General features: G+C 63.8%; 25 protein-coding genes and 1 pseudogene. 14 read left to right on the plus strand and 12 right to left on the minus strand.

Features of this window, described 5'->3' with window-relative positions; translation table 11 throughout:
* Positions 1 to 5: 5 nt before the first annotated feature.
* Positions 6 to 656, minus strand: a pseudogene (locus RKE50_RS11520) (DUF6544 family protein); the annotation flags it as partial.
* 424 nt (positions 657 to 1,080) lie between these two features.
* Positions 1,081 to 1,716, minus strand: coding sequence for an NAD-dependent epimerase/dehydratase family protein (locus tag RKE50_RS11525; protein WP_350036580.1), 636 nt, complete (start codon positions 1,714 to 1,716; stop codon positions 1,081 to 1,083).
* A 182-nt stretch (positions 1,717 to 1,898) separates the two neighbouring features.
* Between RKE50_RS11525 and RKE50_RS11530 the strand changes: the two genes are divergently transcribed.
* The 3 genes from RKE50_RS11530 (at position 1,899) to RKE50_RS11540 (ending at position 5,640) form a co-directional block, all read left to right on the plus strand.
* Entirely contained in the window at positions 1,899 to 2,315 is a 417-nt protein-coding gene (locus RKE50_RS11530) for a YidB family protein (protein ID WP_350036581.1), read from the plus strand.
* 292 nt (positions 2,316 to 2,607) lie between these two features.
* Positions 2,608 to 4,842 (plus strand): TonB-dependent receptor, encoded by a 2,235-nt coding sequence (locus RKE50_RS11535; protein ID WP_350036582.1) that lies wholly within the window; start codon positions 2,608 to 2,610, stop codon positions 4,840 to 4,842.
* Between the two features lie 102 nt (positions 4,843 to 4,944).
* Positions 4,945 to 5,640, plus strand: a complete 696-nt coding sequence (locus RKE50_RS11540) for a hypothetical protein (RefSeq protein ID WP_350036583.1) — start codon at positions 4,945 to 4,947, stop codon at positions 5,638 to 5,640.
* Positions 5,641 to 5,745: 105 nt separating this feature from the next.
* Here the strand turns inward: RKE50_RS11540 and RKE50_RS11545 are convergent, their stop codons facing one another.
* Positions 5,746 to 6,495 (minus strand): class I SAM-dependent methyltransferase, encoded by a 750-nt coding sequence (locus RKE50_RS11545; protein WP_350036584.1) that lies wholly within the window; start codon positions 6,493 to 6,495, stop codon positions 5,746 to 5,748.
* Between the two features lie 328 nt (positions 6,496 to 6,823).
* On the opposite strand from RKE50_RS11545, the gene RKE50_RS11550 reads away from it, so the two are divergent.
* From RKE50_RS11550 to RKE50_RS11560, 3 genes are read left to right on the plus strand one after another with little or no spacing between them, the layout of a single operon-like run.
* Positions 6,824 to 8,431: an HD domain-containing phosphohydrolase gene (locus RKE50_RS11550; RefSeq protein WP_350036585.1), complete on the plus strand. Its 1,608-nt coding sequence runs from the start codon at positions 6,824 to 6,826 to the stop codon at positions 8,429 to 8,431.
* 57 nt (positions 8,432 to 8,488) lie between these two features.
* Positions 8,489 to 9,907, plus strand: a complete 1,419-nt coding sequence (locus RKE50_RS11555) for a DUF7125 family protein (protein ID WP_350036586.1) — start codon at positions 8,489 to 8,491, stop codon at positions 9,905 to 9,907.
* Positions 9,908 to 9,919: 12 nt separating this feature from the next.
* Positions 9,920 to 10,207, plus strand: coding sequence for a circadian clock KaiB family protein (locus RKE50_RS11560; protein WP_350036587.1), 288 nt, complete (start codon positions 9,920 to 9,922; stop codon positions 10,205 to 10,207).
* A gap of 171 nt (positions 10,208 to 10,378) precedes the next feature.
* On the opposite strand, the gene RKE50_RS11565 is transcribed toward RKE50_RS11560, so the two are convergent.
* Complete coding sequence (locus RKE50_RS11565) at positions 10,379 to 11,419, minus strand: serine hydrolase domain-containing protein (RefSeq protein WP_350036588.1); 1,041 nt, start codon at positions 11,417 to 11,419, stop codon at positions 10,379 to 10,381.
* A 396-nt stretch (positions 11,420 to 11,815) separates the two neighbouring features.
* Between RKE50_RS11565 and RKE50_RS11570 the strand changes: the two genes are divergently transcribed.
* The gene (locus tag RKE50_RS11570) at positions 11,816 to 12,235 is read left to right on the plus strand and encodes a VOC family protein (RefSeq protein WP_350036589.1); all 420 of its coding nucleotides are present in this window, start codon (positions 11,816 to 11,818) and stop codon (positions 12,233 to 12,235) included.
* A 46-nt stretch (positions 12,236 to 12,281) separates the two neighbouring features.
* The gene (locus RKE50_RS11575; RefSeq protein ID WP_350036590.1) at positions 12,282 to 12,608 is read left to right on the plus strand and encodes a hypothetical protein; all 327 of its coding nucleotides are present in this window, start codon (positions 12,282 to 12,284) and stop codon (positions 12,606 to 12,608) included.
* 63 nt (positions 12,609 to 12,671) lie between these two features.
* On the opposite strand, the gene RKE50_RS11580 is transcribed toward RKE50_RS11575, so the two are convergent.
* Complete coding sequence (locus RKE50_RS11580) at positions 12,672 to 13,577, minus strand: LysR family transcriptional regulator (RefSeq protein ID WP_350036591.1); 906 nt, start codon at positions 13,575 to 13,577, stop codon at positions 12,672 to 12,674.
* A 101-nt stretch (positions 13,578 to 13,678) separates the two neighbouring features.
* Between RKE50_RS11580 and RKE50_RS11585 the strand changes: the two genes are divergently transcribed.
* Both RKE50_RS11585 and RKE50_RS11590 read left to right on the plus strand, forming a co-directional pair.
* Complete coding sequence (locus RKE50_RS11585; protein WP_350036592.1) at positions 13,679 to 14,311, plus strand: class I SAM-dependent methyltransferase; 633 nt, start codon at positions 13,679 to 13,681, stop codon at positions 14,309 to 14,311.
* A 120-nt stretch (positions 14,312 to 14,431) separates the two neighbouring features.
* Positions 14,432 to 14,656, plus strand: a complete 225-nt coding sequence (locus RKE50_RS11590) for a hypothetical protein (protein WP_350036593.1) — start codon at positions 14,432 to 14,434, stop codon at positions 14,654 to 14,656.
* A gap of 16 nt (positions 14,657 to 14,672) precedes the next feature.
* Here the strand turns inward: RKE50_RS11590 and RKE50_RS11595 are convergent, their stop codons facing one another.
* Positions 14,673 to 15,269 (minus strand): DUF4136 domain-containing protein, encoded by a 597-nt coding sequence (locus tag RKE50_RS11595; RefSeq protein ID WP_350036594.1) that lies wholly within the window; start codon positions 15,267 to 15,269, stop codon positions 14,673 to 14,675.
* A 298-nt stretch (positions 15,270 to 15,567) separates the two neighbouring features.
* On the opposite strand from RKE50_RS11595, the gene RKE50_RS11600 reads away from it, so the two are divergent.
* On the plus strand, positions 15,568 to 16,272 hold the full coding sequence (locus RKE50_RS11600; RefSeq protein WP_350036595.1) for a tellurite resistance TerB family protein: 705 nt from the start codon (positions 15,568 to 15,570) through the stop codon (positions 16,270 to 16,272).
* 151 nt (positions 16,273 to 16,423) lie between these two features.
* On the opposite strand, the gene RKE50_RS11605 is transcribed toward RKE50_RS11600, so the two are convergent.
* Both RKE50_RS11605 and RKE50_RS11610 read right to left on the minus strand, forming a co-directional pair.
* Entirely contained in the window at positions 16,424 to 17,326 is a 903-nt protein-coding gene (locus RKE50_RS11605; protein WP_350036596.1) for a haloalkane dehalogenase, read from the minus strand.
* Positions 17,327 to 17,345: 19 nt separating this feature from the next.
* On the minus strand, positions 17,346 to 18,161 hold the full coding sequence (locus RKE50_RS11610; protein ID WP_350036597.1) for an amidohydrolase family protein: 816 nt from the start codon (positions 18,159 to 18,161) through the stop codon (positions 17,346 to 17,348).
* 378 nt (positions 18,162 to 18,539) lie between these two features.
* On the opposite strand from RKE50_RS11610, the gene RKE50_RS11615 reads away from it, so the two are divergent.
* Entirely contained in the window at positions 18,540 to 19,022 is a 483-nt protein-coding gene (locus RKE50_RS11615; protein WP_350036598.1) for an FKBP-type peptidyl-prolyl cis-trans isomerase, read from the plus strand.
* 8 nt (positions 19,023 to 19,030) lie between these two features.
* On the opposite strand, the gene RKE50_RS11620 is transcribed toward RKE50_RS11615, so the two are convergent.
* The 3 genes from RKE50_RS11620 to RKE50_RS11630 all read right to left on the minus strand — a co-directional run bounded on the left by RKE50_RS11620 (position 19,031) and on the right by RKE50_RS11630 (position 21,695).
* Positions 19,031 to 19,654, minus strand: a complete 624-nt coding sequence (locus RKE50_RS11620; RefSeq protein WP_350036599.1) for a flavodoxin family protein — start codon at positions 19,652 to 19,654, stop codon at positions 19,031 to 19,033.
* A gap of 12 nt (positions 19,655 to 19,666) precedes the next feature.
* The gene (locus tag RKE50_RS11625) at positions 19,667 to 20,677 is read right to left on the minus strand and encodes a DMT family transporter (RefSeq protein WP_350036600.1); all 1,011 of its coding nucleotides are present in this window, start codon (positions 20,675 to 20,677) and stop codon (positions 19,667 to 19,669) included.
* A 115-nt stretch (positions 20,678 to 20,792) separates the two neighbouring features.
* Entirely contained in the window at positions 20,793 to 21,695 is a 903-nt protein-coding gene (locus RKE50_RS11630) for a LysR family transcriptional regulator (RefSeq protein WP_350036601.1), read from the minus strand.
* A gap of 109 nt (positions 21,696 to 21,804) precedes the next feature.
* Here RKE50_RS11630 and RKE50_RS11635 point away from each other — a divergent pair, with 109 nt between their 5' ends.
* Positions 21,805 to 22,782, plus strand: coding sequence for a cyclase family protein (locus RKE50_RS11635; RefSeq protein ID WP_350036602.1), 978 nt, complete (start codon positions 21,805 to 21,807; stop codon positions 22,780 to 22,782).
* A gap of 29 nt (positions 22,783 to 22,811) precedes the next feature.
* Here the strand turns inward: RKE50_RS11635 and RKE50_RS11640 are convergent, their stop codons facing one another.
* The gene (locus RKE50_RS11640; protein ID WP_350036603.1) at positions 22,812 to 24,098 is read right to left on the minus strand and encodes an APC family permease; all 1,287 of its coding nucleotides are present in this window, start codon (positions 24,096 to 24,098) and stop codon (positions 22,812 to 22,814) included.
* Between the two features lie 311 nt (positions 24,099 to 24,409).
* On the opposite strand from RKE50_RS11640, the gene RKE50_RS11645 reads away from it, so the two are divergent.
* A complete protein-coding gene (locus RKE50_RS11645; protein ID WP_350036604.1) occupies positions 24,410 to 25,060 on the plus strand; it encodes a hypothetical protein in 651 nt (216 codons plus the stop codon).
* The last annotated feature ends 62 nt before the right edge of the window (positions 25,061 to 25,122 follow it).

Below are 25,122 nucleotides of genomic sequence, written 5' to 3' on the forward strand. Positions count from 1 at the left end.
TCGCTCCACCGCAGGAAGGAAACCTGAACAGGACATCCATCCTCATCAATCGTCACATCAACGGACTGGGAAAGCTTACCCTGCGTCACGGTAACGCGGGCGGTGTCCGGGCCTACAGCGTCCCAGCTGACCCCTGGCCCGGGCAGGAGAGCCGCAGGAGACCAGATCGTGCTCTCGCCGATGTAGCGCCCGAAAGCAGACCGGGCATGATCGATATCGCCTCCGAGGCGGGCCACAGGGATTACACCGAGCAGCCAGAACCGTGTCCATTGGCCGGAATCAGAACCGGCGATCGGCGACCCTTCGCGCGTGCGCATCTTCCACAGGAACCCGGCCGGGGCCGCCAGGATCTGGCGAGCCTCCATGGCCTGGTAGCGGGGTTGTCGCTTATCACCGAGACCGAACCGCCCGCGCATTCCGATCTCTGTCACTGGCAGGATCGGAGCACCCTCGATGATAACATACGCGAAGTACCTTCTTGCGGGCTCCGGTAGATGCGCGACCAGGGCTTTGTGGAAACACCGCAACGGAGCCGGCTGCCGGGATGCAAGTCGACGCCACTCGAGACGGTTCGCGCGCGCATCCGACAGCCGAAGGACAACAAGCGCCAACGAGAGGGCAACTATCGGGATCCAAACCGCTGTAGCTAACGCCATGGCAGGTCGTCAATCGTGGGCTGGGGGCAACACTACCCGCCCAATGCTCTGCAAAGTCAGTTACGGATTGCGTAAGCGAGGTAGCTTACCCTCGCCAGTTCTGACACAGCACTCCGGCAGTTCGGGTTCCGTTTCGGGTTCGGGGTCGAAAATCCCTTACCCCTTTTCCCTTAGCCGCTCTTCCACTTACCGCTTCGAATCATGCCGCCCCTCGCGCCGGTCCAGGATCACCGAAATAAGCCGGCGAGCTCTGCATCGCCCCTGCATGCCCGCCGAGCCATAACCCGCCGGCGACCGCCGCTATCAGACCGGCGACCAACACGGCGCGCCCACGCCGGTGACGCCCCGCTTCGCCGGCCGGCTCAGCCGGCGCCGCAGCCGGTTGCAGCACCCATGCCTTCATACTGCGTCCTCCATCATCGGGTTAAACGGCGCTCGCCAGTCGTCGAAGCTCGGCGTTGTGGTGGATAGTTGTCCCCTCGCCGCCCTGGCCGCACAGCGCCAGCATGGCAGCCGCGACCGTAGCCGCCGGTATACCGGCGTAGCGGCTTAGCGGGCCTGGCAACAGTCGGCGCAACACGGGGTCCAGCCGTTGAAACAACGCCTCACCCGGCCTCCGCTCCCTGCGCCGACCCAGCAAAAGGCCGGGCCGCAGGATATCGAGGCGAGCAAACCCGAGGGCAGCCAGGTCGCGCTCCGTTTCACCTTTGACCCTGGAATAGAACACCGGCGAGCGGGGATCTGCACCGACAGCACTGATCACGATGAAATGCCGGATGCCCGCAGCCAGGGCAGCTTGCGCGAAGTGGAGCACAGCGACGTGATCAACTGCATAAAATGCAGCCCGGGAGCCGGCCGTGGCCATGGTCGTGCCCAGCGCACAGAGCGCCACGTCGGCGGGAGGCAGAGCAAGCGGGGCGGAAAAATCCGTTCGGATCGTCGCCGCAACACCCTCGACGTCACGCCGACCCACTGCCGTGACCGGATAATCTCCCTCACCAGCAATGCGGACGAATGCTCTGCCGACGAGCCCTGTCGCTCCTGCCAGTACGACGGTCATAGTCAAAGCTTCTCCAGTTCTATTGCCCCTGAAGCACCAGACGCGGCTTGCTTCGAGTCAGGCTGCCAGCATGGACATCTTATCAACGAATGGAACTTCCCTGCCGCCGGTGCTTGCTCGCGAGATCTAGCACTTGCGCAAGAATCTGCTAGTTTTAAGGCTCCCTTTACAGGAGCCGAACCATGGATCTGCTAGCCACCGGAGCTCAACTGCTCTCCTCCCGCCTGGGCCTCGAAGTCGATAGCGACACCATCACCAATGCGCTGCAGAGCCTCCTCGGAGACGGCGCAGGCAACCTGGATGTCGCCGGCCTGGCCAGCCGCTTTGCCGCCAGTGGCGGTTTACAGGATGCGCTCAAGTCCTGGCTCGGCGATGGCGAGAACGCGCCGATCTCGGCAGACACCATTCTCGATGTACTCGGTCGCGGCGACGTGGCGTCCTTCGCCGACCAGGTGGGCACAGACACGGAAACGGCAGCAAGCGGGCTGTCCGACGTGATCCCGCAGCTGCTGGACCAGGCCAGCTCGGGCGGCGAGTTGCTGTCGTCGCTTGGCGGCGCCGACGGGCTCCTGGGGATGGCGAAGTCGTTTCTCCGCTAGGCCACCGCGCTTGTCAGGCCGCTTCCGCTTTATACGGGCTGGAAGGTCTTGTCACTTTACTCCAGGGGGCGCCATGCCCGGGAATCCTTCCCTTGAGGGAGCCCGGGCACGCGGGTCTCAGAGGGACCGGGCCCCTGATCATTCCACTGGCAATGTAAGCCGCGAAAACATATCTTGTTCGTAGCCGGACCAGCGACCGGCAATACAACGATAAATGAGGTGTCACATGTTCCAGCCCCGTCTTGTCAGCGCCGCTCTGTGCGCTGCCTCATTCTGCGCCGCTGTGCCGGCCATGTCCCAACCGGTTCTCGAGGAAGTGATCGTCACCGCGCAGAAGCGCGAGCAGAGCCTGCAGGACGTGCCCGTCGCGGTCACCGCCTTCAGCGGCGAGCGGCTCCAGGAGAGCGGCGTCCGTGATTTCTTCGAGGTATCGAACATCGACCCGGCGCTGAGCGTCGGCAAGAGCCAGACGTCCACCGCAACGAGCTTCAGCATCCGCGGGGTCTTTACCAGCTCGCAGAACTTCGGCCTCGAGTCCTCCGTGGGCCTCTATGTCGACGGCGTCTACCGGGCCCGGCAGAGCGCCATGATCAACAACCTGGTCGACGTGGCCTCCGTCGAGATCCTGCGCGGCCCCCAGGGCACGCTCTTCGGGCGCAACACGCCGTCGGGTGCCGTCTCGCTAAACAGCCGCAAGCCGGACTTCGACGGCGAGGGCTACCTGGAGGCGAGCGGCGGCGACCTGGACCTGTTCAGCATTGACGGCGCCAAGTCGATCACCTTGATCGACGACGAGCTGGCGATCCGCGCCACCGGTTTCTACATGGAGCGCGACGGGTACATCGACGTCCTCGACCTCGGCGACGAGGTGCTCGAGGATCGCGACCGCTGGGGCGGCAGGCTGCAGGCGCTCTGGCTGCCGACGGACGACCTGTCGATCCACCTCATTGCCGACTATTCCGAGATCGACGAGGTCTGCTGCGCCGCGGGCAACTATGTCAACAACCTGCAGGCGCAGCAGCTGCCGCCGGGGGCGGCGCCGGTGTTCGGTACCGACAACAACGTGCTCGCGGCGGGCGGCACGGTCATCGACCAGGACCGGTTCTTCGACTACGAGGTCGCCTCCAGTTTCCTGCCCACCTCGCAGAACGAGGACAAGGGCCTGTCGCTGCAGGTCGACTGGGCACTGCCGGCCTTCGACCTCACCAGCATCACGGCCTACCGCGAGTTCGACTCCTACGACGAGATCGACGCCGACTTCTACGACATCGACGCGCTGATCCGCAGCAATGACGCGCGGCAGAGCCAGTTCTCGCAGGAGCTGCGCATCGCCGGCACCACCGAGAAGCTCACCTACGTTGGCGGGCTGTTCTATTTCGAGCAGGAGCTGGACCTGCAGGCCGATACCATCGTCGGCGAAGACACGGGGCAGCTGGTCGGCGTCCCCGCCGCCCTGTTCCCCGCTGGCGGCCTGGCGCGCAATGTCTCGGCACAGGACAATAAGGCGTATGCTGCATTCGGTCAGATCGACTACAACCTGACGGATTCCCTGGTACTGACCGGCGGCCTGCGCTGGACCCGGGAACAGAAGGACATGCAGAACTTCTTCACGGAGATAAATCCGGGTATCGGCTTCGCCTTCTTCCCGCCGCTCGCCCCCCGCGATGACGTCGACGAGGATATCGACGATGACCAGGTCACCGGTACCGCCAAGGTCAGCTGGTTCGCGCGGGAAGACATGATGTTCTACGTCTCCTACGGCACCGGATACAAGGCCGGCGGCGTCAACACGGACCGGATCCAGCAGTCGCTGAACGTGGTCTTCGACGCCGAGGAATCGCAATCCTGGGAAGTCGGCATGAAAGCGGAATTCCCGGAGCAGGCGCTGCGCGTGAACCTGGCGCTGCACCGGACCGAGACCGACGACCTGCAGACGATTTCCTTCCAGGGCACCGGCTTTGCGCTGCAGAACGCCGGCGTGGCAGAGGCCCAGGGCGGCGAGCTGGACCTGCTGTGGCAGCCGCTCGACAACACCACCGTCACGCTCGGCTACGCCTACAACGACGCGGAGTACGATGATTTCGAGGCCGGTGACTGCTGGATAGGCACGCCCTTCCACACCGGCCAGCCGGACCCGAGGGCCAACGGCGACGGTTCCTGCGACCGCTCCGGCGGCCTGCTGTCCGGCAACCCGGAGCACACGATGGTCACTTCCCTGCGCCAGGATTTCGCGCTCTCCAGCAACCTCACCGCGTTCCTGTACGGTGAGTACATCTGGATCGACGAGCGCATGACCGACGTCAACAACGACCCGCTGAAGCTCGCCGACGACTACAGCATCATCAATCTCCGCGCCGGCCTCATCCTCGAAGACTGGGACGTTCAGATCACGGCCTGGGGCCGCAACGTGGGTGACGAGGACTACACCAACACGATTGCCGACGCCGTGGCACAGCCGGGGCGCATGATCGCCTACTTCAACGAGCCGGCCACCTGGGGCATCAACGTGCGCAAGAACTTTCGCTAGGGACCGGGGCGTACAGTATCAGCGGTCGGGGCCGCGAAAAGTCCCCGACCGTCGACCGGCAGCGAAAGGTCGAAGACAGCTGACGCACAGCACGGAGTAGCATTGGCCATGCGGCAACGGGGTGAACCATTCTTTTTCTGGTTTTCTGCTGCGCTGATAGTCATCGTGGTCGCAGGCTTCAGTACAGCGGCTCTCGGCAGACCCGGCGGAGTTCTCGCGACCCCTATTCACCTGCATGTGCACGGCGCCATCGTCCTATCCTGGTACCTGCTGCTTGCCTGCCAGAGCCGACTGATCGCAGCAGCAGCTATCGAGCAGCATAAACGCCTCGGCTATCTGAGCGTCTTTCTCGCCGCAGCGATAATTATCATCGGGTACCTGGTGGTTCGTTCAGTCCTGGTGAGGCCGGACGGGGTCATCGCCGGACGCCCGGCGGTCTATGGCGCGATGTTTCCGGTCACCGATATCGTCAATTTCTCTATCGCCTACAGCCTGGGCCTGCTGAGTCGGGCGCGGCCACGCGCGCACAAGCGCCTCATGCTGATAGCGGCGATCCTGATGATCGATGCGGCCATGGCACGACTCGTTTTCGGCGTCGGGCTGCCCGCACCGTTCATCCTCCTCGCCGAACTTGCCCTGTTCGCCGCCCTGCTTGGCTACAATCTCGTCACTCTCCGGCGGCCCCACTGGGCGACCCTCCTGGGGATCGTGCTCTATGCGTCAGCCATGGTGGCAAAGGTGAATGTCGAGAGCCTCCACTGGTGGCCCGGCCTGCTTCAAACAGTGTTCATGCTCTGACTGGACCTGCTCCGCGGTTGGCTTCAACGGCTCCAGGCTGATGTGGGACGTCAAAGGAAGTTTCCCCCGTCGCCAGTGACCGATGAAGTCACCCTGCCTGCGGTCTCATCTGCCATCAACGGTTTTCTCGAACACCATGAAGTGCTGCTGCGGCAGGAAGTCCTCGGTCCTGACATGGCGGAGTCCGATGGCGCGCATCTCGTCGATGGCCTGCCGCTCACTCATCTTGTGCAGCGGCTTGATGGGAACGCCCGGGGCTTCCGCGCGATACTCGATCAGGACCAGTTTCCCACCCGGCCTGAGCGCATCGACCATGGCGGTGCCCATCTCGTAGGGGTGGGAGAACTCGTGGTAGGCATCGACCAGCAGGATCAGGTCGACACCATTCCGGGGCAGGTTGGGGTCTATGACGCTGCCGAGCACCGTCTCGATGTTGGCCGGGGCACCGTTCTGCTGGCGTTCCTCGATGATGGCGAGCATCTCGGCCTGGATGTCGACGGCCAGCACGGTTCCCCGGGGCACCCGCTCCGCGATGGGGATGCTGAAGTAGCCGGTACCCGCGCCGATATCGGCAACGATGTCGTCTGCCTCCAGGGGCAGTCGCGCGATCAGCAGGTCGGTCCGCTCCTGCTGTTCGCGCGCCGGACGCTCGAGCCAGCCGGCCCCGCGGTGGCCCATCACGTGGGAGATCTCGCGGCCCATGTACACCCGGCCGATGCCGTCCCGGGACGGCGCTTGCTCCGTGTACAGGCCAGCCTCGGCAGCCGCGCGATCGCCGGCGGTGGATGGCCCGCCGCAGGCACTCGCCAGGGCCAGGAGGGCGAGCGCCAGCAGGGTTGTTTTCCGGTCAGTCATGCCTTGTCCTCGTCCGGCTGATCTTCGAATAGACTCAGTAGGGTTACGCAGCCGGGATCGGCATGGCTTCAAGAGCGGTGGGTGTCCGCCGGCTGCGCCAGCCTGATCCACGACGGGCATTTCCGGCAGTTACACGCGCACCACGCCTACGCGGGCAACCCGCTTCCCAGGGCCGTTGCCGGGCAGCCCTTGCGACAAAATCGCCCTTAAGTATTGTGAAGACTCGTGCATGCTGTTAAACAACCGTGTGGTGCCGGTCGAAACTGCGGGGACTTACAGCGGGCGACGCTTGCTTGCAGTTCACCAACAACTTGTCGGTTAGTTAGCGATGAACGAAACGAACCAACATGCAGTATCAGTGACCGGTGTCTTCTTCGTAGCCATCGACCGGGACGGTATCATCAGGGATGTGAATGAAGCGCTCTCGGCACGCCTCGGGGAAGCCAGAAGCAACCTCATCGGCACCCGCTGGACAGACAACTGTGTGTCCGATATAGAGCAGCGCACAACCCTTTCCTACCTGGAAAAGCTGTTCTCCTCTCCCAAGCCGCAGGCGCTTGAGTATGAGGGCAGTATTGTCACAGCAGACGGAGTAGTTTCCGTCGTCGACTGGTATTGTGCGCACGTGCAGCATGAGCAGAAGGGGTCGGGAGTGGTCGCCCTTATCGGCGCCGATGTGACCGGTAGGCGCCGTATGACCCGCACACTGATGCACAACCCAAATCCGGTACTCTGCCTTAGCGAAGACGGCGATGTAGTGCTCGCGAACACCGTGGGCCAGGCCCTGTTAAACAAGGTGGCTGAAGCCAACGCCGAGTGTATCGCGAGCTGGAAATCCCTGGTCCACCAGGCTGTTTCTGCCGTCGACTCGTTTTCAAGCAAGGTGCACTGCGAAGATCAGGTCTACTACTTCACGGGGTTGCGCACCCAGAATGGGGTCGACCTCTATGGCATGGATGTCTCTGACCATTCAGCTCTGAAGTCACGGCTGGAGGCCATTGCGCAGAGCCTACCTGGAGCCATCTGGGAGTACCGCCTGTATCCGGACGGGAGCGACGGCATTGAGTACCTGAGCCCGGGCTGCGCGGAGCTATGGGAGATCGACGCCGATGCCCTGCGCGGCAATCCGGCCCTGCTCTGGGAATGCATTTTACCCGAGGACCTCCCCGCAATGCAGCGGTCAGTTCTCGATTCGGCGAAAACCCTGGAGCGATGGCAGCACGAATACCGCATCACCACGCCGTCCGGGGCGCAAAAATGGCTGCGCGGCACTGCCAACCCGAAGAAGAGTGCCAATGGCACGATCTCCTGGCTAAGCATCGTTACCGACATCACGGAGATCAAGGCGGCGCAGCAGGCGGCAGAGAAGGCGCTTCACGATATCATCCGTGTGCTCTCCGCAGCAGTGGAAGCACGCGACCCCTACACCGCGGGCCACGAACATCGGGTCGCCGGCATCGCTAGAGTAATCGGAACTAAGCTCGGCCTCGACATACGCCGGCTCGAGGGCCTGGAGTTGGCGGCGTTGGTACACGACGTCGGCAAGATACAGATTCCTGCGGAGATCCTTAGCAAGCCCAGCAAGCTCTCCGAGGTTGAAATGGCGCTTGTCAGGATGCATCCCGAGGCAGGGGCCAATCTCCTTGAAGGAATCGACTTCGAGTGGCCTATCGCATCCATCATTCGCCAGCATCACGAGCGCTTCGACGGCAGTGGCTATCCCGATGGCCTCAAGGGTGACGAAACACTCCTTGAGGCAAGAATCATCGGTGTCGCCGACACCCTCGAGGCCATGGCCAGCCACCGTCCCTACCGGCCAGGACTTGGTCTCGACACAGCGGCGAGCGAGATTCGCCGGGGCGCCGGCACCTGCTATGACCCTGAGGTCGCTGCAGCCTGCCTCTCATTAATCGCCTCGGGAGAGATAATCCTGTAGGTTGGGATAGGCCGCACCGAAAAGCTGGGGACGCGCCGGCCAGCAGGCTGGCGGCTTATGCCAGCCAATCGTGGACCGAGAATCACGCACGAGGACGACTCTATGCAGCGTCTGCCTACAGGCATCCCAGGCCTCGACCATCTCCTGAATGGCGGTTACCCCGCAGGGCGTGTCTCGCTGATCCGAGGGGCCAGCGGTTCCGGGAAGAGCCTCTGTGCCCTCATGCTCGCCAGCGCCCAGCCCGGCGGCGCGATTTATGGGACCTTCGACGAGGCTCCCGAGCGTCTCCAGGGCTACCTCAGTAACTGGCGAACAGAATCCGACGTGCATTTCCTCGACTTTCGTGCCGAGGATGACCTGGTCAATGAGAGCTTCAGTGGCGTTGAACTGGGTGGGCTTCTGGTGCGCATCGAGCACGCGCTTGCCCTCCACGACACACGCGTAGTCATCCTGGATGCGTTCGACTCTGTTGCTACAACCTTCGGCAACACGGAGACGATACGACGCAGTATGACGGCCGTCTTCAACTGGGCCAGAAACAACGACGTGACCTTGCTGGTGACCGGTGGCGTCGACGCCGACTACCGGAGCGCAACGGGGCTTATGGACTACCTCGCGGACTGTGTGATCGAGATCGGACAGGCGATTGAGGGCAATCTCATGACCCGCACCCTGCGGGTGATCAAGCTGCGCGGCGCGGGACACGGCACCAATGTTTACCCTTTTCTCATTGATGAGCATGGTATCTGGCTATTGCCGATAACCGATACCGCGCTCACGGCACCCGCGCTGCGGGAGCGCCAATCGACCGGTATCCCTGAGCTTGACGAGGCTCTGGGCGGTACCGGCGTCTGGTCGGGCAGCACGGTGCTCATTTCCGGCACCTCGGGCACCGGCAAAACGATTATCGCCGCACACATGGCGGAGACATTTTGTAAGGCGGGCAAGAAGACACTGTTTCTTTCCTTCGAAGAGTCGCCACAACAACTTCTTCGGGACGTTGCCTCTGTCGGCATTTCGTTGAGCTCTGCCATGGAGGAGGGACGACTATTCCTTGAAGCCCGGCGCGCTGTGGAGCGGGGCGTCGAGGAGCACTTGATCTGGCTATTCCACGAGACCCATCGGCGGGGGGTCGACACGGTCATCATCGACCCGATCAGTGCGCTTTCCGATGTCGCAAGTGCCCGCAGCTTCAAGAACCTTGTGCTGCGCGTCGCGCATCAACTCAAGTCAGAAGGCCTGACACTGGTTCTGCTTGAGCTGATCGGTGATGATGGCAGCGGCCAGTCCAGCCTGAATATGTCTTCCTTGATTGACACGTGGATACGACTTGAGCGTGTTCGCAGAGACAACCATTTCCACCGCACCCTGCACGTGCACAAGTCACGGGGATCATCAACCTCCAGTGAGGTTATGGACTTTGAAATTACAGCACGGGGTCTTACCTTAACGTCTACCACGGCCCGGCAAGCTTGATAGGTCGCAAGCATGACAGAAAAACTGATCCTGAAAATCTACATTGCGGGCATGACACCAGCCGCCCTGCGCGCCCTGCGCAATCTCAGGGAGATCTGTGAGAGCTTTCGTGACGACGGCAACTTCGACATTTCGGTAATCGATATCCTCCAGCACCCTCAGCTTGCAGAGGATGAGAAGATTCTCGCTACGCCGACGGTCGTACGCTCCCTGCCACCGCCCATTCGGAAACTGGTTGGCGATCTTACGGATCGCGAGCAGGCGATTCTTGGCCTGGACCTGGTGGCGGTCGACGAATAGCTCTGATCGGACACGGGCGCGGAACTCACCCTATGACTGGCCGTCTACCGAAGATAGCCAGCCAACTCCCGGGCTGAAAGCGTGCAGGCAGCGCGATTTCAATAGCCCATAGAACGCGGTCCCGCCCCCAGCACTGGGCCGGCGCCGCGCGGCGATGCCAAGGCGGAGCAGCTAGCCTCCACCGGCCAGGAAGCGGGCGATCGCGTGCATCACGCGCGGCGTCTCGCTGTCCACCCGCTCGTTCTCCGCGTCCGGGTCGGAACTCTGCTTGACGATGACGACGTTGTGCTCCGAATTGACGTAGATGAACTGGCCGTGAATACCCAGGGCCACGACCGCGTCAACGCCGCGGTAGCTCCACCACTGGTCGTGATAGGCGGCGGCCACCTCCCCGTACCAGGGGTCATCGTAAAAGCGGTTGAACTGCGGCTGGTTGCGGTGGCTCCTGATCCGCGCCGCGACAGCGGGCGACAGCACCTGCGCGCCATTGGCGTGCCCGTCATCGAGAATCAGCTGGCCGAAGCGCGCCGCGTCGCGAAGGGCCATGGACAGCCCGCCGCCGGCCATCTCGATACCGAGCGGGTCGACCCAGTAGTTCGCCTCGAACTCGGTGCCGAGCTTCGACCAGAGCAGGGTATACAGAACCTCCGCGAGCGTCATGCCGGTCGCACGGCGGATGATCCAGCCGAGCACCTCCGGGTCCGGGGTGACGTAGTGGAAGGCCTCGCCGTGCTCGAAAGCCGGCGCCCTGGCCTGCAGGCTTCGGAGGTGCGTGTAGAGGCCCTCAGCCCCCGGGTACATCGCGGTGAGGAAGGTGGCGATATCGGACTCCGGGTCGTCATAGGTTTCGTCGTAGGCTATCGAGTTGGTCATGTCCATGACCTGCTGCACGGTGGCATCCGCGAAGGCCGTGCCTTCCAGTTCAGGGACGTACGCGGTGACGGGCCTGGCAGCGTCTACGAGACCTTCCTCCATGAGCATCAGCATCAGGGTACCGGTGACCGACTTGGTGACCGAGAACATCAGGTGCGGTGTCCCGGGCCCCTGGCCGTTGGCGTACTGCTCATGGACGATCGCGCCGCGGTGGAGCACGATGAAGCCATCGGTGTAGGCAGAAGCGAGCCAGTCCCCGACCGTAACGGTGCGTCCGTCACCGAGCGTCACGGCGACGGCGTCGATGGCGACCGGTCGGCGGGGCAGCGGCCGCGGCATCGGCGCAGGCGGCACGGCACGCGTGGGGAAACAGTTCCCTCAGGTGCTGCAGGCTCCAGCGGTTATAGGGCGCTGCAATGAAATTCGACGGCGTGACCAGCCTGTCCTCGGGAACCGGTGAGCCGAGCATCAGGCCAAGCTGCGCGGCGGTAGGGGGCACCTCTGCCCGGCCGACGACGGCGGCCAGGAGCAGGCTGGCGAACAGCAAGGGGAGCCGGGGAAGGCAGCGCGCGAAAGTCCGGGTTTGTATTCAGTCATTCCTGCGAAGGATTGTCGATGAGTATAGGCCCTGCTCGCCGGCTCGTCGCACGCCCGGGTCGCGCGGCGATAGCGGCCACGAGCGCCCCGCAGCGACACACAATTTCATACACTACGGGGAAGGAGGCGGGAACCACGATGGACTATGAAACGATTGCTCCCGAAGCTTTCGGTGCGTCTTTGACGGGCATCGGTCTCAACCTCCTGGTGCGCGATGTCAGGGCCGAGGTTGCATTCCTGGAGCGCGTTTTCGGCATGCGGGGGCACCGGGTGAGCGAGGACTTCGCCATCATGACCTATCACCAGCAGCTACTGCAGTTGCACGCCGATCATACCTATGGCGCCAACCCCCTCCTCGGGCTCGTACCGGACCTTCCGACTCGCGGGGCAGGCGCCGAGTTTCGTCTCTATGAGACAGATCCCGACGAGGCCGCAAGACAGGCCCACGCGTACGGGGCAGAGGTGTTGCAGGAGCCCACCGACAAGCCGCACGGGCTCCGCGAAACCTACATTCTGTGCCCCAACGGTTACGCCTGGGTGGCGTCTCGGCCGCTATAAACGGTCACCAACGGGTCTGGAACAAGGGGCCCAGCAGGCAGAACCCATGAGAAAGCTTCATATCGCCCTGGCAACACACGATCTCCCGGCGACGATTGACGACTACAGCGTCCGCCTGGGCACTCCGCCCTGCTCGGTGGTGCACGGCGAGTACGCGCTGTGGCGCACAGCCTCGCTCAACCTGTCGGTCAGGCACGATCCGGACTGCGCGCCCGGTTCCCTGCGGCACCTGGGTTGGGAAGACAGCGCCGCGACCGTGTTTTCCGAGGAAACCGACGTCAACGGCATTACCTGGGAATGCTTCTCTGCCGCACAGCAGGCGGAGGAGATCAACACGCTCTGGCCCGACGCCAACTATCGCCCCGAGGATTGACCGGCGCCTTTCCCACGCGCGCGGCAAGCGCCCGCGCGTCCGGCTGGCACAGCCGCGCCGCAGCTAGCCCAGCGTTTCCGAGAGAGTCCCGAGCTCCTCCGCAAGCAGGTCGTAGACGACCCGGATGCGCCGGCTGGTGTGCAGTTCCCGGTGGGACACTAGCCAGATCGGGATCGGCGGGTTGAAGCGGTCCGGCAGGACACACACCAGGTCCGGAAAGAGCCCGCCGGTATCCATGGGAAGGAAGCCGAAGCCCAGCCCCTCGCGGATGAGCTGCAGCATGCAGTTGCCGCTGGCGGACGACACCCGGAACTGGTCCAGGTGCAGCTCGAGCCCCTGCTCCGCCAGCCCATCGAGCAGCGCTGCCGTGTCGTCGATGCCGACAAAATCCTGTTTCCTGAGATCATCGAAGTCGCACGGCATGCCGACCCGGTCCAGCAGGCTGCGCGCGGCATAGATGCGGCCCCGCAGGAAACCGACGCGCCGGGCGATGAGATCGGGCTGCCCCGGTTGCGCATGGCGGATAGCGATATCGGCCTCGCGCCGGATGAGGTCGCGGACCTGGTCCGAGGCCACCACCTCGACCACGATACCGGGCGCCTGTTCCCGCAGCTTCCGCAGCATCCGCGGCAGGCAGTAGGTCGCCATCAATTCCGATGCGGTGATACGCACCCGACCCTCGATGGCCTGGGACTGCCCGGACGCCGCGAGTGATACCCGGTTGGCCGCCTCGCCCATCACGCGTACGTGTTCGAGCAGTTCGAGACCGGCAGCGGTCAATTGCAGCTTCCGATGCCCTCTCTCGAACAGGGTCACGCCAAGCGACTGCTCCAGGCCCGTCACCTGCCGGCTCAGCGTTGGCTGGGTCTGGTTGAGCGCGCGGGCGGCTGCCGAGAGCGACCCCTCTTCAGAGGCGACGAGAAACGCCCGGACCTGGTTCCAATCGAAGGCAACGTCGTTCCAGCTCATTGATTTTCGTATGCCTGATCCACCGAAACCGGCATTCTATCTGCAATGTATGCATGGTCCAATAAGCAATCAGACAACGCTACCCCGCAGAGGACGCCGCCGTGGCCGTGACATCATCGGATTTCTGGGACCGGGTCGCTCCCGATTACAGCAAGCAACCCATTGCCGACATCGAGACCTATGCCCGCAAGCTGGCGGCAACGCAGGCGCTCATGCAGCCCTCGATGGCGGTGCTGGAGTTCGGCTGCGGCACCGGATCGACAGCGCTCGAGCACGCCCGCCACGTGGCACGGATCGACGCGACCGACGTATCGGCGGCGATGGTCGCAATCGGGCGGCAGAAGGCGCGGGACGCCGGCATCGGGAACGTCAGCTTCAGGCAGGCCGGTGTGGAGGACTTCGAGGCTCCGGACGAAAGCTACGACCTGGTCCTGGCGCTGAACCTCATTCACCTGCTGCCGGACCGGGGGGCCGCCCTGGCCAAGGTTCATCGACTCCTGAAACCCGGGGGGCTTTTCGTCTCCAGCACGGTCTGCCTCGCTGACCGGCTGTGGTTCCTGAGGCCAGCCATCCCGGTCCTGCAATGGCTGGGCAAGGCGCCCTACGTGAGTTTCCTGCGTGCCGAGAACATGCTGCGGGAGGTGGCGTCTGCCGGCTTCGAGGAACAGGAGCACTGGACCCACGGACGCACGAACAGCCTGTTTCTCGTGGCAAGGAAACCCGGTTCACCCTGACCCGGGAGCGGTATCCGCCCGACCGACAGGCAACGCCGGGGCTCGCCACAGTCCCGGCGCCGCCCGAAAAGACACTACGCGCGCGTCACGCGCGTGCCCGAAAGCAACAGGAAACCCGACGTGAAAGCCCTTCGACCGCTCGCCATCTTCATCGCCATTCACCTCGTCAGCGCCGGCTGCGCCCACACGCAGGGCCCTGACCCGCAGCAACCGCCGCCGGACCGCGCGAACCGCGTGAAGACCGTGCTCATCACCATCGGCACCGCCCTCGTGGTCGGCGCGATACTGGCGAACCAGGCCCGGGACAACACCCGGGAAGCCATCGGTGATGCGGTGTCTGACTGAATGACTGCGGGGCGCGTCAGGGCGCGGCCGGCAAGCCGGCTATCGCCTTGCGAACGGCACCGCGCACCGCATCATGGTCGATGCGGTTGGCGTCTTCGACCACCATGCTGATCTGTACCCGCCAGAGCACCTCCACTGAGGCCGCGTCCAGGAACACCAGTTCCATTTCCGCGGTCTCGACCGGACCGCTCAGCGCTTCCGCGTTGTCGGCAGAGGCACCGTCAATCTGGCGATTCACGGAGCTGCCGTAGAGCATGTCGTTGGACCCACCGTAGGACAGCTGCCCATCATTGAACCCGGGCGCCGCGATGTACTCGATCAGGAATTCGGCCTCGGCCCGGTCGACGCGCCGGTAGCCGAGTTCCGCCATCTCCGCTTCCACGCCCGAGCGAATCGAGGGGCTCTTCCGGGCCAGCATATCCTTGCTGTAGGTCGCCTGCGACGGCGGCTCGCTGCGCCAGGCATAGCGCGTATACCCGGTGCCCGCGAACGTCTCCGTCGCGGCCGGCGTGACGTCCACGCCACTGCAGCCGAGCACGAAAGCGAGGCTTGCCGGCGCCAGCAGGCGGGCGCTCAGTAGTCCGAAGCGTGAGCCTCCCCTCGTGATACTCATAACGCGATTTCCTCACCACAGGCCGAACGGAGCATAGTCCAGGCCGTTGCGAATATACACCACGCGTTTTCTACGGCTTTTATGGCGCCCTGAGGCTCCCGGAAGCGACGAAATCACCTAGAATATCGGCAGCAGTTTGCCGCGGCCGGCAAATGCCGGGAGCGCGGCAGTGCCGCAGATCGACCCTGAAACCTCGCGCCGTCCGTGCGCCCCCTGTAGCGGTGGGGCCCACGTAACCAGCGAAGGCTGGCCGAACGAGACCACCCGTTCAGCTGGCGGCCCGCCAAGGAAGTGACCCATGAACGTCATGTCCGTACTGAATCAGTTGATGCAGCAAGCCCAGAGCGCCCAGAGCACGCCGGCCGGCAACACCGATACCGGTGCCGGGCGCCCCGGACCCGCAGGAGCCCCGGGGATGAATGTCGACCTGAAAAGCCTCCTGGGTGGCGGCGCGCTCGGCCTGATGCTGGGCTCCAAGCGCGGTCGCAAGCTGGGCGGCAAGGCACTCAAGTACGGTGCCCTGGCCGGCGTCGGCGCCCTTGCCTGGAAGGCCTACCAGGATTACCAGGCAAACGCCCGGCAGGTCTCGTCACGACAGGCGCCGCCGCAGGGTGAACCCCTTGAGCAGCTCCAGGGGCAGAGCCAGGAACGACGCGGCCTGGAGATCCTGCAGGCGATGATCATGGCGGCGCGCGCCGACGGCCACGTCGATGCACGCGAACGCGCCCTCTTGACCACGGAGATCGAGAAACTCGATCCCGACGATGAACTGCATCACTGGATACAGCAGCAGTTCGAGGCGCCGCTGGATGCGGCAGCGCTCGCCGCGAGTGCCGACTCACCGCAGGCGCAGCGGGAGATTTACCTGGTCAGCGCAATCATGGTCGATGAAGACAACCCGATGGAGCGCGCCTGGCTCGATCAACTCGGCAGTTCGCTCGGGCTCGAACAGGGCTTGACGCGACAGTTGGAGGAGCAGCTGCGCCTGTCCCAACAACGATGACGCGCCTCAGCGCTCCCGCCCGACTGTGCGCTCTGCGCGGCCTACGTTAGTACGGTACCCGCCAGAACAGCCATGGGCGAGAAAACCAAAGTACTCTGGCGAGCGCGGCGGTGAGGATCGATCCCACGGGGGCTCAGGCCGCCGGTCACCTTCAGTGTCGACCGAAGGCCGCAAGCGCAGCGCGGGCGATCGGCTCGCCCCACTCCTGCACGAAGTGGCCGCCCTCTTCGATCTCCATGGCTGGCGGGCAGTTCCTGATCCCGGCGCGCAGCCGCGCCATCTGCCGCGGGCCCAGCACCGGGTCTGCCATGCCCACGGCCATGAAAGACTCGCCTTGCCACTCCTCGGCCCACCAGGCCTGCGCGCGCTTTGATACCTCGACACCGTCCATATCGGGGCTGACCATCACGAGTTCCGGGAAGCGTCGCACGCCGGCCTTGTAGCTTACGTCGGGATAGGGCGCCGCGTAGGCGTCCGCTTCCTCGTCGGTGAGAATCGGGGTTGCGCGCTTCATCAGTGCGGCGATATCCATGTCCGGCTGGCTGGCGGCGAAAGCCTTCCACGCCTCGAAGCCCTCACCCGGTGACTCTCCCGCGGCGATGGCGGTATTCATCACGATCAGCCTTTCGAAGCGCTCCGGCATGGCCGGAGGTATCGTCAGGCCGAGTAGCCCTCCCCAGTCCTGGCAAACGAGGGTGACGTTGTACAGGTCAAGCCGCTCGATAAAGGCAACCATCATGTTGCGGTGAAAGTGAAAGGTGTAGACGCCGTCATCGACCGGCTTGTCGGATTTGCCGAAGCCCAGCCAGTCGGGCGCGACGACGCGAGCCCCCGCTTCGAGGAAAACCGGGATCATCTTGCGATAGAGGTAACTCCAGGTCGGCTGGCCATGGAGGCACAAGAAGGCCTTGCCCGCGTCTCTCGGCCCCTCGTCGACATAGTGGACACGCAGCTCCTCGTAACCCGGCAGGTCGTCGACGAAATTCGGTGCAAACTCATAGCCGGGAAGATCGGCAAAGCAATCGTCGGGGGTACGCCTCGCTTCAATTTTCATTGTGCATTCCTCCTGTCATTTACGACGCTTCCAGCTTGAATACACGCTTGGCATTGCCGCCCAGGAACGCATCCCTTCCTTCATCGGTGAGCCCCAGTTTGTCGACGCCAGCAATCGCTTCTGCCGGCGTTAACATGGGGTAGTTCGTGCCGAAAAGCACTTTGTGCCGACCGTGGCCCGCAAGGAAATCGACGAGCGCTGCGGGATAGCGCTTGACCGTGTGCGCGGAAGTATCGATATGGATGTTCTCGTGCTTGCTGGCCACGGCGACAGCCTCATCCGTCCACGGGTAGCCAATGTGTCCCGCAACGATGACGAGCTCGGGAAAGTCCAGCGCAACTCTGTCGAGATGGATCGGGCGCCCTACTTCCGAGGGCATCATTGGGCCCGTATGGCCTATCTGGGTGCAGAACGGCACACCCTCCTCCACGCAGGCCACGTATACAGGATAGAAACGCCGGTCTGTCGGCAATGCGTCACAGAGCCAGGGAAGGACGCGAATCGCCTTGAAACCCAGCTCGCTGACGCAGCGGCGAATCTCACGCACCGCCGCCACAGGCCTGGAAATATCCACAGAGCCCACACCCGAAAAACGCCCGGAAGCCTGCTCGACGAAACCGGCGACCTCGTCGTTGCTGATCAGGTCGCGGGCCGGCGCCTGCCAGGCACTGATCATCATTCTATCGATACCTGCCTCGTCCATGGCTGCGACCGTCGCGCTGACCGGCACTTCCTTTGTCGGCACAGGCTGTTTCGTCCAGCGGCGGAGGGAATCGAACATCGGGTCGGAGCTGTGGCGCAGCGTGGGGTGCTGGCCCCAAGCGTCGATAATCATGCCAGTTCTCCCTGCACTATCTTCAGGTTGGCAGCGGCCGGCCGTCGCTCGCCGCCGGCCGGATGACGCTAACCGCTATCAGGTCCAGCTTACCTCGTTGTTGCAGAAACACCACTGCGGGTATCATCTCGGCGCGCCAGCCGCCTTGACACCCCGCTCGCGCGCCAGCTCCGCGCTCCGTGGCCGCGCTGATGTGCCGGCGTGCAGTCCGGGCGCGGGAGATTTCCTCGAGACAGTACAATCGGGAACATCTTGCTAGCATGGTTAACTGCGGCGGTAGCCTCTGGGATACCGCCGCTGGATTACCGTACACGGCTGCCAGCACACAAGCACGGCTCGTGCCGCCCGCGGCACTGGCCCAGACTCTTAGGCATAGCAATGAAAATCCAAAGGCACAGCGTTGTCTCTTTCCACTACACCCTGCGCGATGCCGACGGCGAGGAACTCGAGACCTCGCGGGACGGCGAACCCAGCCTCTATCTGCACGGCGCGGGCAACCTCCTGCCGGGCCTCGAGCGCAATCTCGAAGACAGGGCCGAGGGCGATGTCTTCAGCGTCGCGCTGAATACAGCGGATGCCTACGGTGACCGCGACCCGGCGCGGCAGCAGCGCGTACCCGTCAGGCATCTGCTCTACCAGGGTCGCCTCCGGCCGGGCATGCTGGTGCAGGTCAACACCGCGGAGGGGCGGCGCCCCGCCACGGTGCTGAAGGTCGGCAAGTTCAGCGCCGACCTCGACACGAATCACCCCCTGGCGGGCCGCGACCTCGTGTTCGACATCGAGATCATCGGTGTTCGGGCTGCGACCGGGGAGGAGATTGCCCACCGGCATGCGCACGGGCCGGGCGGGCACCAGCATTGAGCCATGTGCTAGTACACCATGGACTGTACATCCCGATTTGCTGCACCGAATCGTGACTGCCCGAAGTGATACTGCCTGGCCACTGATGCCACCCTTGCGCCGAGGTAGCGCGCCGTTTCAAGGTCGGCGCCTTCGATAATCCCTGCCGGCGCGTGGGCGATCAGCCCGCTCTGAGCGCCCATGCGGTTGCGACCCGCCGCATCAAAACCACCGGGCAGATCGATGCCAACCCAGAACATGCCGTGCTGGTTGGCAAAGACAGAGAGATACTGGATGGTGCTGAGCTGGTCGCCGCTGGGATTGTTGCCGACGGTAAAGCCAGCCGCGAACTTTCCCGCCCAGTGCCGCTGGAACCAAAATTCGCTGGTCGCGTCGGCAAATGCCTTGAACTGGGCTGACACGCTTCCCATGAAGGTAGGCGACCCGAAGATAATGGCGTCGGCTCGGCTCAACGCATCCAGCGTTTCACTGTTGCGGTAGCGGCCCGCCTCAATATCCCTACCTTCGAGGCTGACGGAAAACGCTTCGATACCATCGACCTCCGCTGCACCACTCAAGGCGGCCTCGGCTAACCTGGCAGTGGTGCCCGTAACGCTGTGATACACGACTGCAATGCTCGCTTTGCTTTTCATGCTGACTCTCCTCTACTGATTGACTGACTTAGATTCCTTCAAGAAAGCCCCTCGGGCCTCGTGACGTTGTGCCGTGACGGTTGCGAAGATTCCCGCGCCGATGATTGCAGCGCCGAGCCAGGTCAGGGGGCTGTAGCGCTCTCCCAGGAAGACGGTGGCGGTCATGAGGCTCACCGCCGCGGCCACGAACCCGACCTGGCTGAGGAGTACCGGCCCACCATCTCGCTGCAGGCGGTAGAACAGTGGAAAGTTCAGGCCGGCGAGCAGAAGTTGCACCGCAACCAGCTCCTTGATTGCTGCCAGCTCCTCCAGCGGAAGCTCACGCTGAGTTCCGAAGATGATCGCCGCAAAGAACAGCGTGGCGACGGCATGGCCCCAGAAAGCCAGGGCATTCGGTGCAGCGCCAGCAGGCCAGTACCGACTGCGATAGACATTGCCGGTCGCCAGTGCCACGGGAAGCACTGCCGCAGCAAGCAACCAGCCGAGTGTCGGCCCCTCGGCAGAGACACCGCGCGTCAGGCTCACCAGGGTCGCGCCGATCAAGCCTGTGACGATGCCAAGCATCCCAAGGCGACCGGGCGTCTTCATGCCCAGAACCGTGGCAAACAACAAGGTGAAAACGGGGGACAAGGCGAACATCAGGCCGGTGTAGCCCGCGCCCACCCTGGATATGACGGTGAACAGCAGCAGGTTGGGGATGATGAACGAGATCAGCGCCGACACTGCCGTGTATCGCAGCACCACGGCGCCAGGCAGCCGAAGCCCCCGGCGCGTCAGCTGCGTGGGCAGCAACATCAGCACCACCCCTGCCGATACTATCGCCGCCCAGACGAGCGCCGGAACGCCAGCTTCGCTTGCTAACTTTCCCAGGGGCAGCTTCAGACCGAGAAGCGTCCCGCTGGCTAGTAACAGGCCCTGTGGTGCCAGGAGCCAATGCCCTGCATTGGTCGCCCTCTCACCCGGCGACGTAATAGCGGCCTCAGTAAGACTCCTCTCCGTCGTTCCTAAACTCGCTGTCCTCATGCTCTGCTCCTCCGTGTTGGTGGGGAAGCAGACTACGGGCAAGGCAGGGCGGGATAATCGTCCTCAGAAGAAAATGATTGGTGACACAGGCTGACGAATCCTGCTTCGAGGCGGATCATTCCCAGTACGGCGGATCTTTGAAACGCACGGCGAGAAAATCGGCGAAGGCGCGCACCTTCGGCGACAGGTGCCGCCGCTGTGGATACACGAGATAGATGGAGACCTCCGGTGAACGATAGTCGCCAAGCACCGTCACAAGGCGGTTCTTTTGCAGATCTTCCCCCACCAGGAACGTCGGCGTTCTCGCAATACCCATCCCGGCCAGCAATGACTCGCGAAGTGCCAGGCTGTTGTTCGCCTGCAGCCGTCCGCTGACGGTGACCTGTTCCGGCTGACCATCCGGCGCCAGGAAATGCCACTGCAAGGCCGAATGCTGCAGGCTGTAACCGAGCACGTCATGCGCCTGCAGGTCTGCCGGTGTCTTCGGCTCACCGTGGCGCTCGAGGTACTCCGGCGCGGCCACGATCACATGCCGACAGCGGGCGAGACGACGTGCGACGAGGCTGGAATCCGGCAAATCACTGATACGCACCGAAACGTCAAAGCCCTCTTCGATCACGTCAAGCTTGCGATCGCTCAGGTCCATCTCTACCGAGAGTTCAGGGTTCTCGCGGAGAAACTCCGGCAGCAAGGGGGCGACATGAAGAATGCCGAAGGACATCGGCACGTTGATCCTGAGCGTGCCGCGTGGCTTCTGCTGCAGAAATGCGACTTCGGCCCTGGCTTCGGCGAGGCCGTCCAGGCCCCGGCTCGCTCTTTCGTGAAAAATCTGTCCGGCTTCCGTAAGGCTCAGGCGCCGCGTGGTGCGGTGCAACAATCGAACTCCCAGGCTCTCCTCGAGGCGGCTCACCTGCTTGCTGACGGCCGGGCGAGACACTTTCAGACGCTCCGCGGCAAGGGTGAAGCTGCCGGCATCGACGACCGCAACAAACACGGCGATATCGTTAAGGTCTTCCAACGAGAGCTCACCTGTAATAATCCGTAAACAGAGTCTTTCAAAACAGGACGATTATCAATGCTTCTCCCGACGCTATGGTTTGACCGGGCAATCACACCAGGAGAACACCATGAAACAGAAATCTCTTTCCCTCGCTATCGCACTCCTTGTCGGCGTTTCGCTTACTGCAAACGCTGAACGCAACGTTGGAACCAGCCCCTGGGGCCCGGCCGATGAGATCGGCCGCCTGAACCTCATGAACGACAGCTCCAGGGCCGCCGTGCTGTCGCGACTGGACGGTGGCAGGCTCTATGACCTGTCCGTCGAATACTTCATCGGCATGCCCAGCTGGCAGGCTGCCGGTGACCCTCACTATCGCATCTGGATGACGCATACGCCCCACGGCACGGTGGTCGATGACCCGCTGAATACGGGAAACGCGATGAACGAACACGTCAGCTACACCGGTGCGGCCGTGTCCATGTACACGCATACGGGCACGCACATCGACGGTCTCGCGCATTTCGGGCTCAATGGCAGGATCTGGAACAACTTCGCGGCCAGCGAGCATCTCGGCGATCGCGGCTGGCGGGTAGCAGGCATGGAGAACATGCCGCCGATCGTCGCGCGAGGCATCCTGCTGGACGTGGCAGCGGCCAAGGACCTCGCCATGCTGCCGGACGGCTACCGGGTTACCCGCGAGGACCTTGTCGCTACGGCGCGCCGCCAGCAGGTGCGTTTGCAGGAGGGTGATGTCGTTCTTATCCGCACAGGCCGAATGCTTCGCTATGAGCAGGCGGCGGCCTACATGGACAACCCGCCAGGACTGGGCCTCGAGGCCGCACGCTTCCTGATCGAGGAGTCCGGCGCGATGATCGTTGGCGCGGACAACCTCAGCCTCGAGGCCTTTCCTTCAGAACTCGCCACCGATTACGTGCCGCTACACACCTACCTGCTGGCAGAACAGGGCGCCCCGATCATCGAGCTCGCCTGGCTGGAAGACCTTGCTCGCGATGAGGTCTACGAGTTCGCCTTCATTGCCGCGGCGCTAAAGCTCCGCGGGGCCGATGCCGCCCCCTTCCGCCCCATTGCCATACCCCTGCGCTGAGCCCGTCGACTGAAGATGCAGAGGTAATGCTACCGGCCGTGTCCGCCCTCGGCGACGACCGGTGTCACCGCGCGCTGCGCAAGAAAGTACAACAGCGTCCCCAGCGCCACCAGCGCAGCAAAGATCAGCCAGGACAACGTACTGGCGTGCGACGCGATCCAGCAGGACAGGCAGATGGCAAGAAACGCCATGGCGCTGTGCAGGCTGTTGGGGATGCCGTTGCGACGCTCGATTACCGGCAGCGCGGCGGCGCTCACCAGGTAGGTCAGCAGCCGGGTAAGCGTGCTGGCCGCCGCGAGCACCGCGAAACCGCCCCACAGACTGAACAGCGCGGCCAGCACCCCGTAGCAGAGAATCGCGTTGGCGGGCGTCAGCCAGCGCGGATTCACGCGGCCGAACCACGCCGGCAACATCCCCTCCTCCGCCATGCCGAAGGCCATGCGCGGTATGGTGACGATGCCGGAGAGGGTGTTTGCAGCGATGGAAAAGCCGGCGGCGAGTACGATAGCGAGGGAGCCGATCGGCCCAAGGGAAACCATTGCTGCGTCGGCCAGCGCATTGCCGCTCTCAGTCGCCTCGGGCGCGATGACACCGAAGGCCCAGATCACGGCCATGTAGACCAAAGTCACCATGGCCAGCATGGCGACCAGTGCGCGCGGCAGATCGCGCTTCGGACGGCGCATTTCGCCGGCGGGCATGGTCGCGGTCTCGAAGCCAATGAAGGCATAGAAAGACAGGAGGAGCACACTCTCGACGTGGCTGAACTCGGGGAGCACGAAAGGAACGGAGCGGTAGCTGCCGAGAGCGGCAGACAGCACCAGCGCAAGCAGCGGCAGCAGCTTGAGTGCCGTCAGCACCCCCAGCGCCGCGACGGACTGGCGCATGCCCAGGATGCATAGCAGCGTCAGCCCCATGATCACCAGCACGACCGCGGCGGTGTGGAGCATAGGGTCTTCGAGGAACGGAAACAGCGCCGCGAAGTAGCTCACCATCACGTGCGTGTTCGCCGCCACGGCGACGGTCCCGGCGGCATAGCGCGCCCACCCGGCCTGGAAGCCAAAAAAGGGTCCGAACGCGGTCTTGCCAAACAGCACCGGCCCGCCGCTGCCTTCGAAATGCGCGGCCAGCCAGGCAAAGGTCAGCACCAGGGGCAGGAAGATGAAGCCACCGATGAGAATCTGCCACGGCGCGAAGCCGCCCACGGCACCGACGAGTGCCGCCGGCAAGGCAAAGATGCCGGCGCCGATCATGCCGTTCACGGGCAGGAGCGCAACGCCCAGGAAGCCGACGGTGCGCGGGGGCGCCTCGGGAGGCATCGGCGAGCGCCGCCCGGGAGTCACACCGGCCCCGGGCAGGCACGTCGTTCGGACCTGCGAGCGCGGCGCCCGCCGGCCGCGGCCGGTATCAGCCGGCAGGGTTCATTCCCGTCCTGTCGCACCTGCGTCACTCCCGCTGTATCGCCCGGCTCACAGCATACTATTATGAATCGGCGAAAAAGGCGCCGCCTGCTGCTTTCCGTCTGCTGACTGGCACCGTCACGCCGCCACCTCAACCGGGTGCCGGGACAGCAGCGCAGAAACCCATGTAAGCTGCCGCTTCACACGTCCACGCCAAGCGATGAAAAACAATGACCGGTTTGCGCGTTCCGTCCGCCATCTCATCGTTCCTGCTCGGATTCACCTACATCGCTGCGTTCGTGTACTTCGGCGCGTTCTTTTCCTTCCCCGAAACCGCCCCGCCGGAAGAGAAGATGCGCTTCCTGGCAGAGCACAAGGTGCAGGTCTCGTTCGTTTATTTCTCGATCTACGTGCTGTTCGGCGTGCTGCTGGCGGTCCTGGTCGTGGGCCTGCATGAGCTGCTGAGACGCACACACCCTCCCCTCGCCGCACTGGCCTCGCTCTTCGGCGCCGTGTGGGTCACCCTCGTCATCGCCAGCGGCATGATCTTTACCGTCGGGCTGGATCACGCGATCCACCTGGCCAGCGAAGAACCGGAAGCCGCCTATGCGCTGTGGAGAACACTGTCCGTCATCGGCGACAGCGTGGGGGGCGGGAACGAGCTCGTCGGGGGTCTGTGGGTACTCCTCGTGAGCCTCCTTGCCCTGCGCGGCCGGCTGCTGTCCCCCGGGCTGAACTGCCTGGGGTGTCTTGTCGGGGCCGCAGGTATCGGCACGATCTACCCTGCCGACATCCTGACCGAGCTGTTCGGGCTCACCCAGATCCTCTGGTTCCTCTGGCTTGGCCTGGTCCTCTCCCGCACAAATGCTTATTCCGTTTGACCGGCGGTGCAAACACCGCCAGTTGAGAGCACCCGAGGAGCCACGGCGATTTGGCCCCCTTT

Source organism: Pseudohaliea sp., from assembly GCF_040217025.1.
Taxonomy (GTDB): Bacteria; Pseudomonadota; Gammaproteobacteria; order Pseudomonadales; family Halieaceae; genus Pseudohaliea.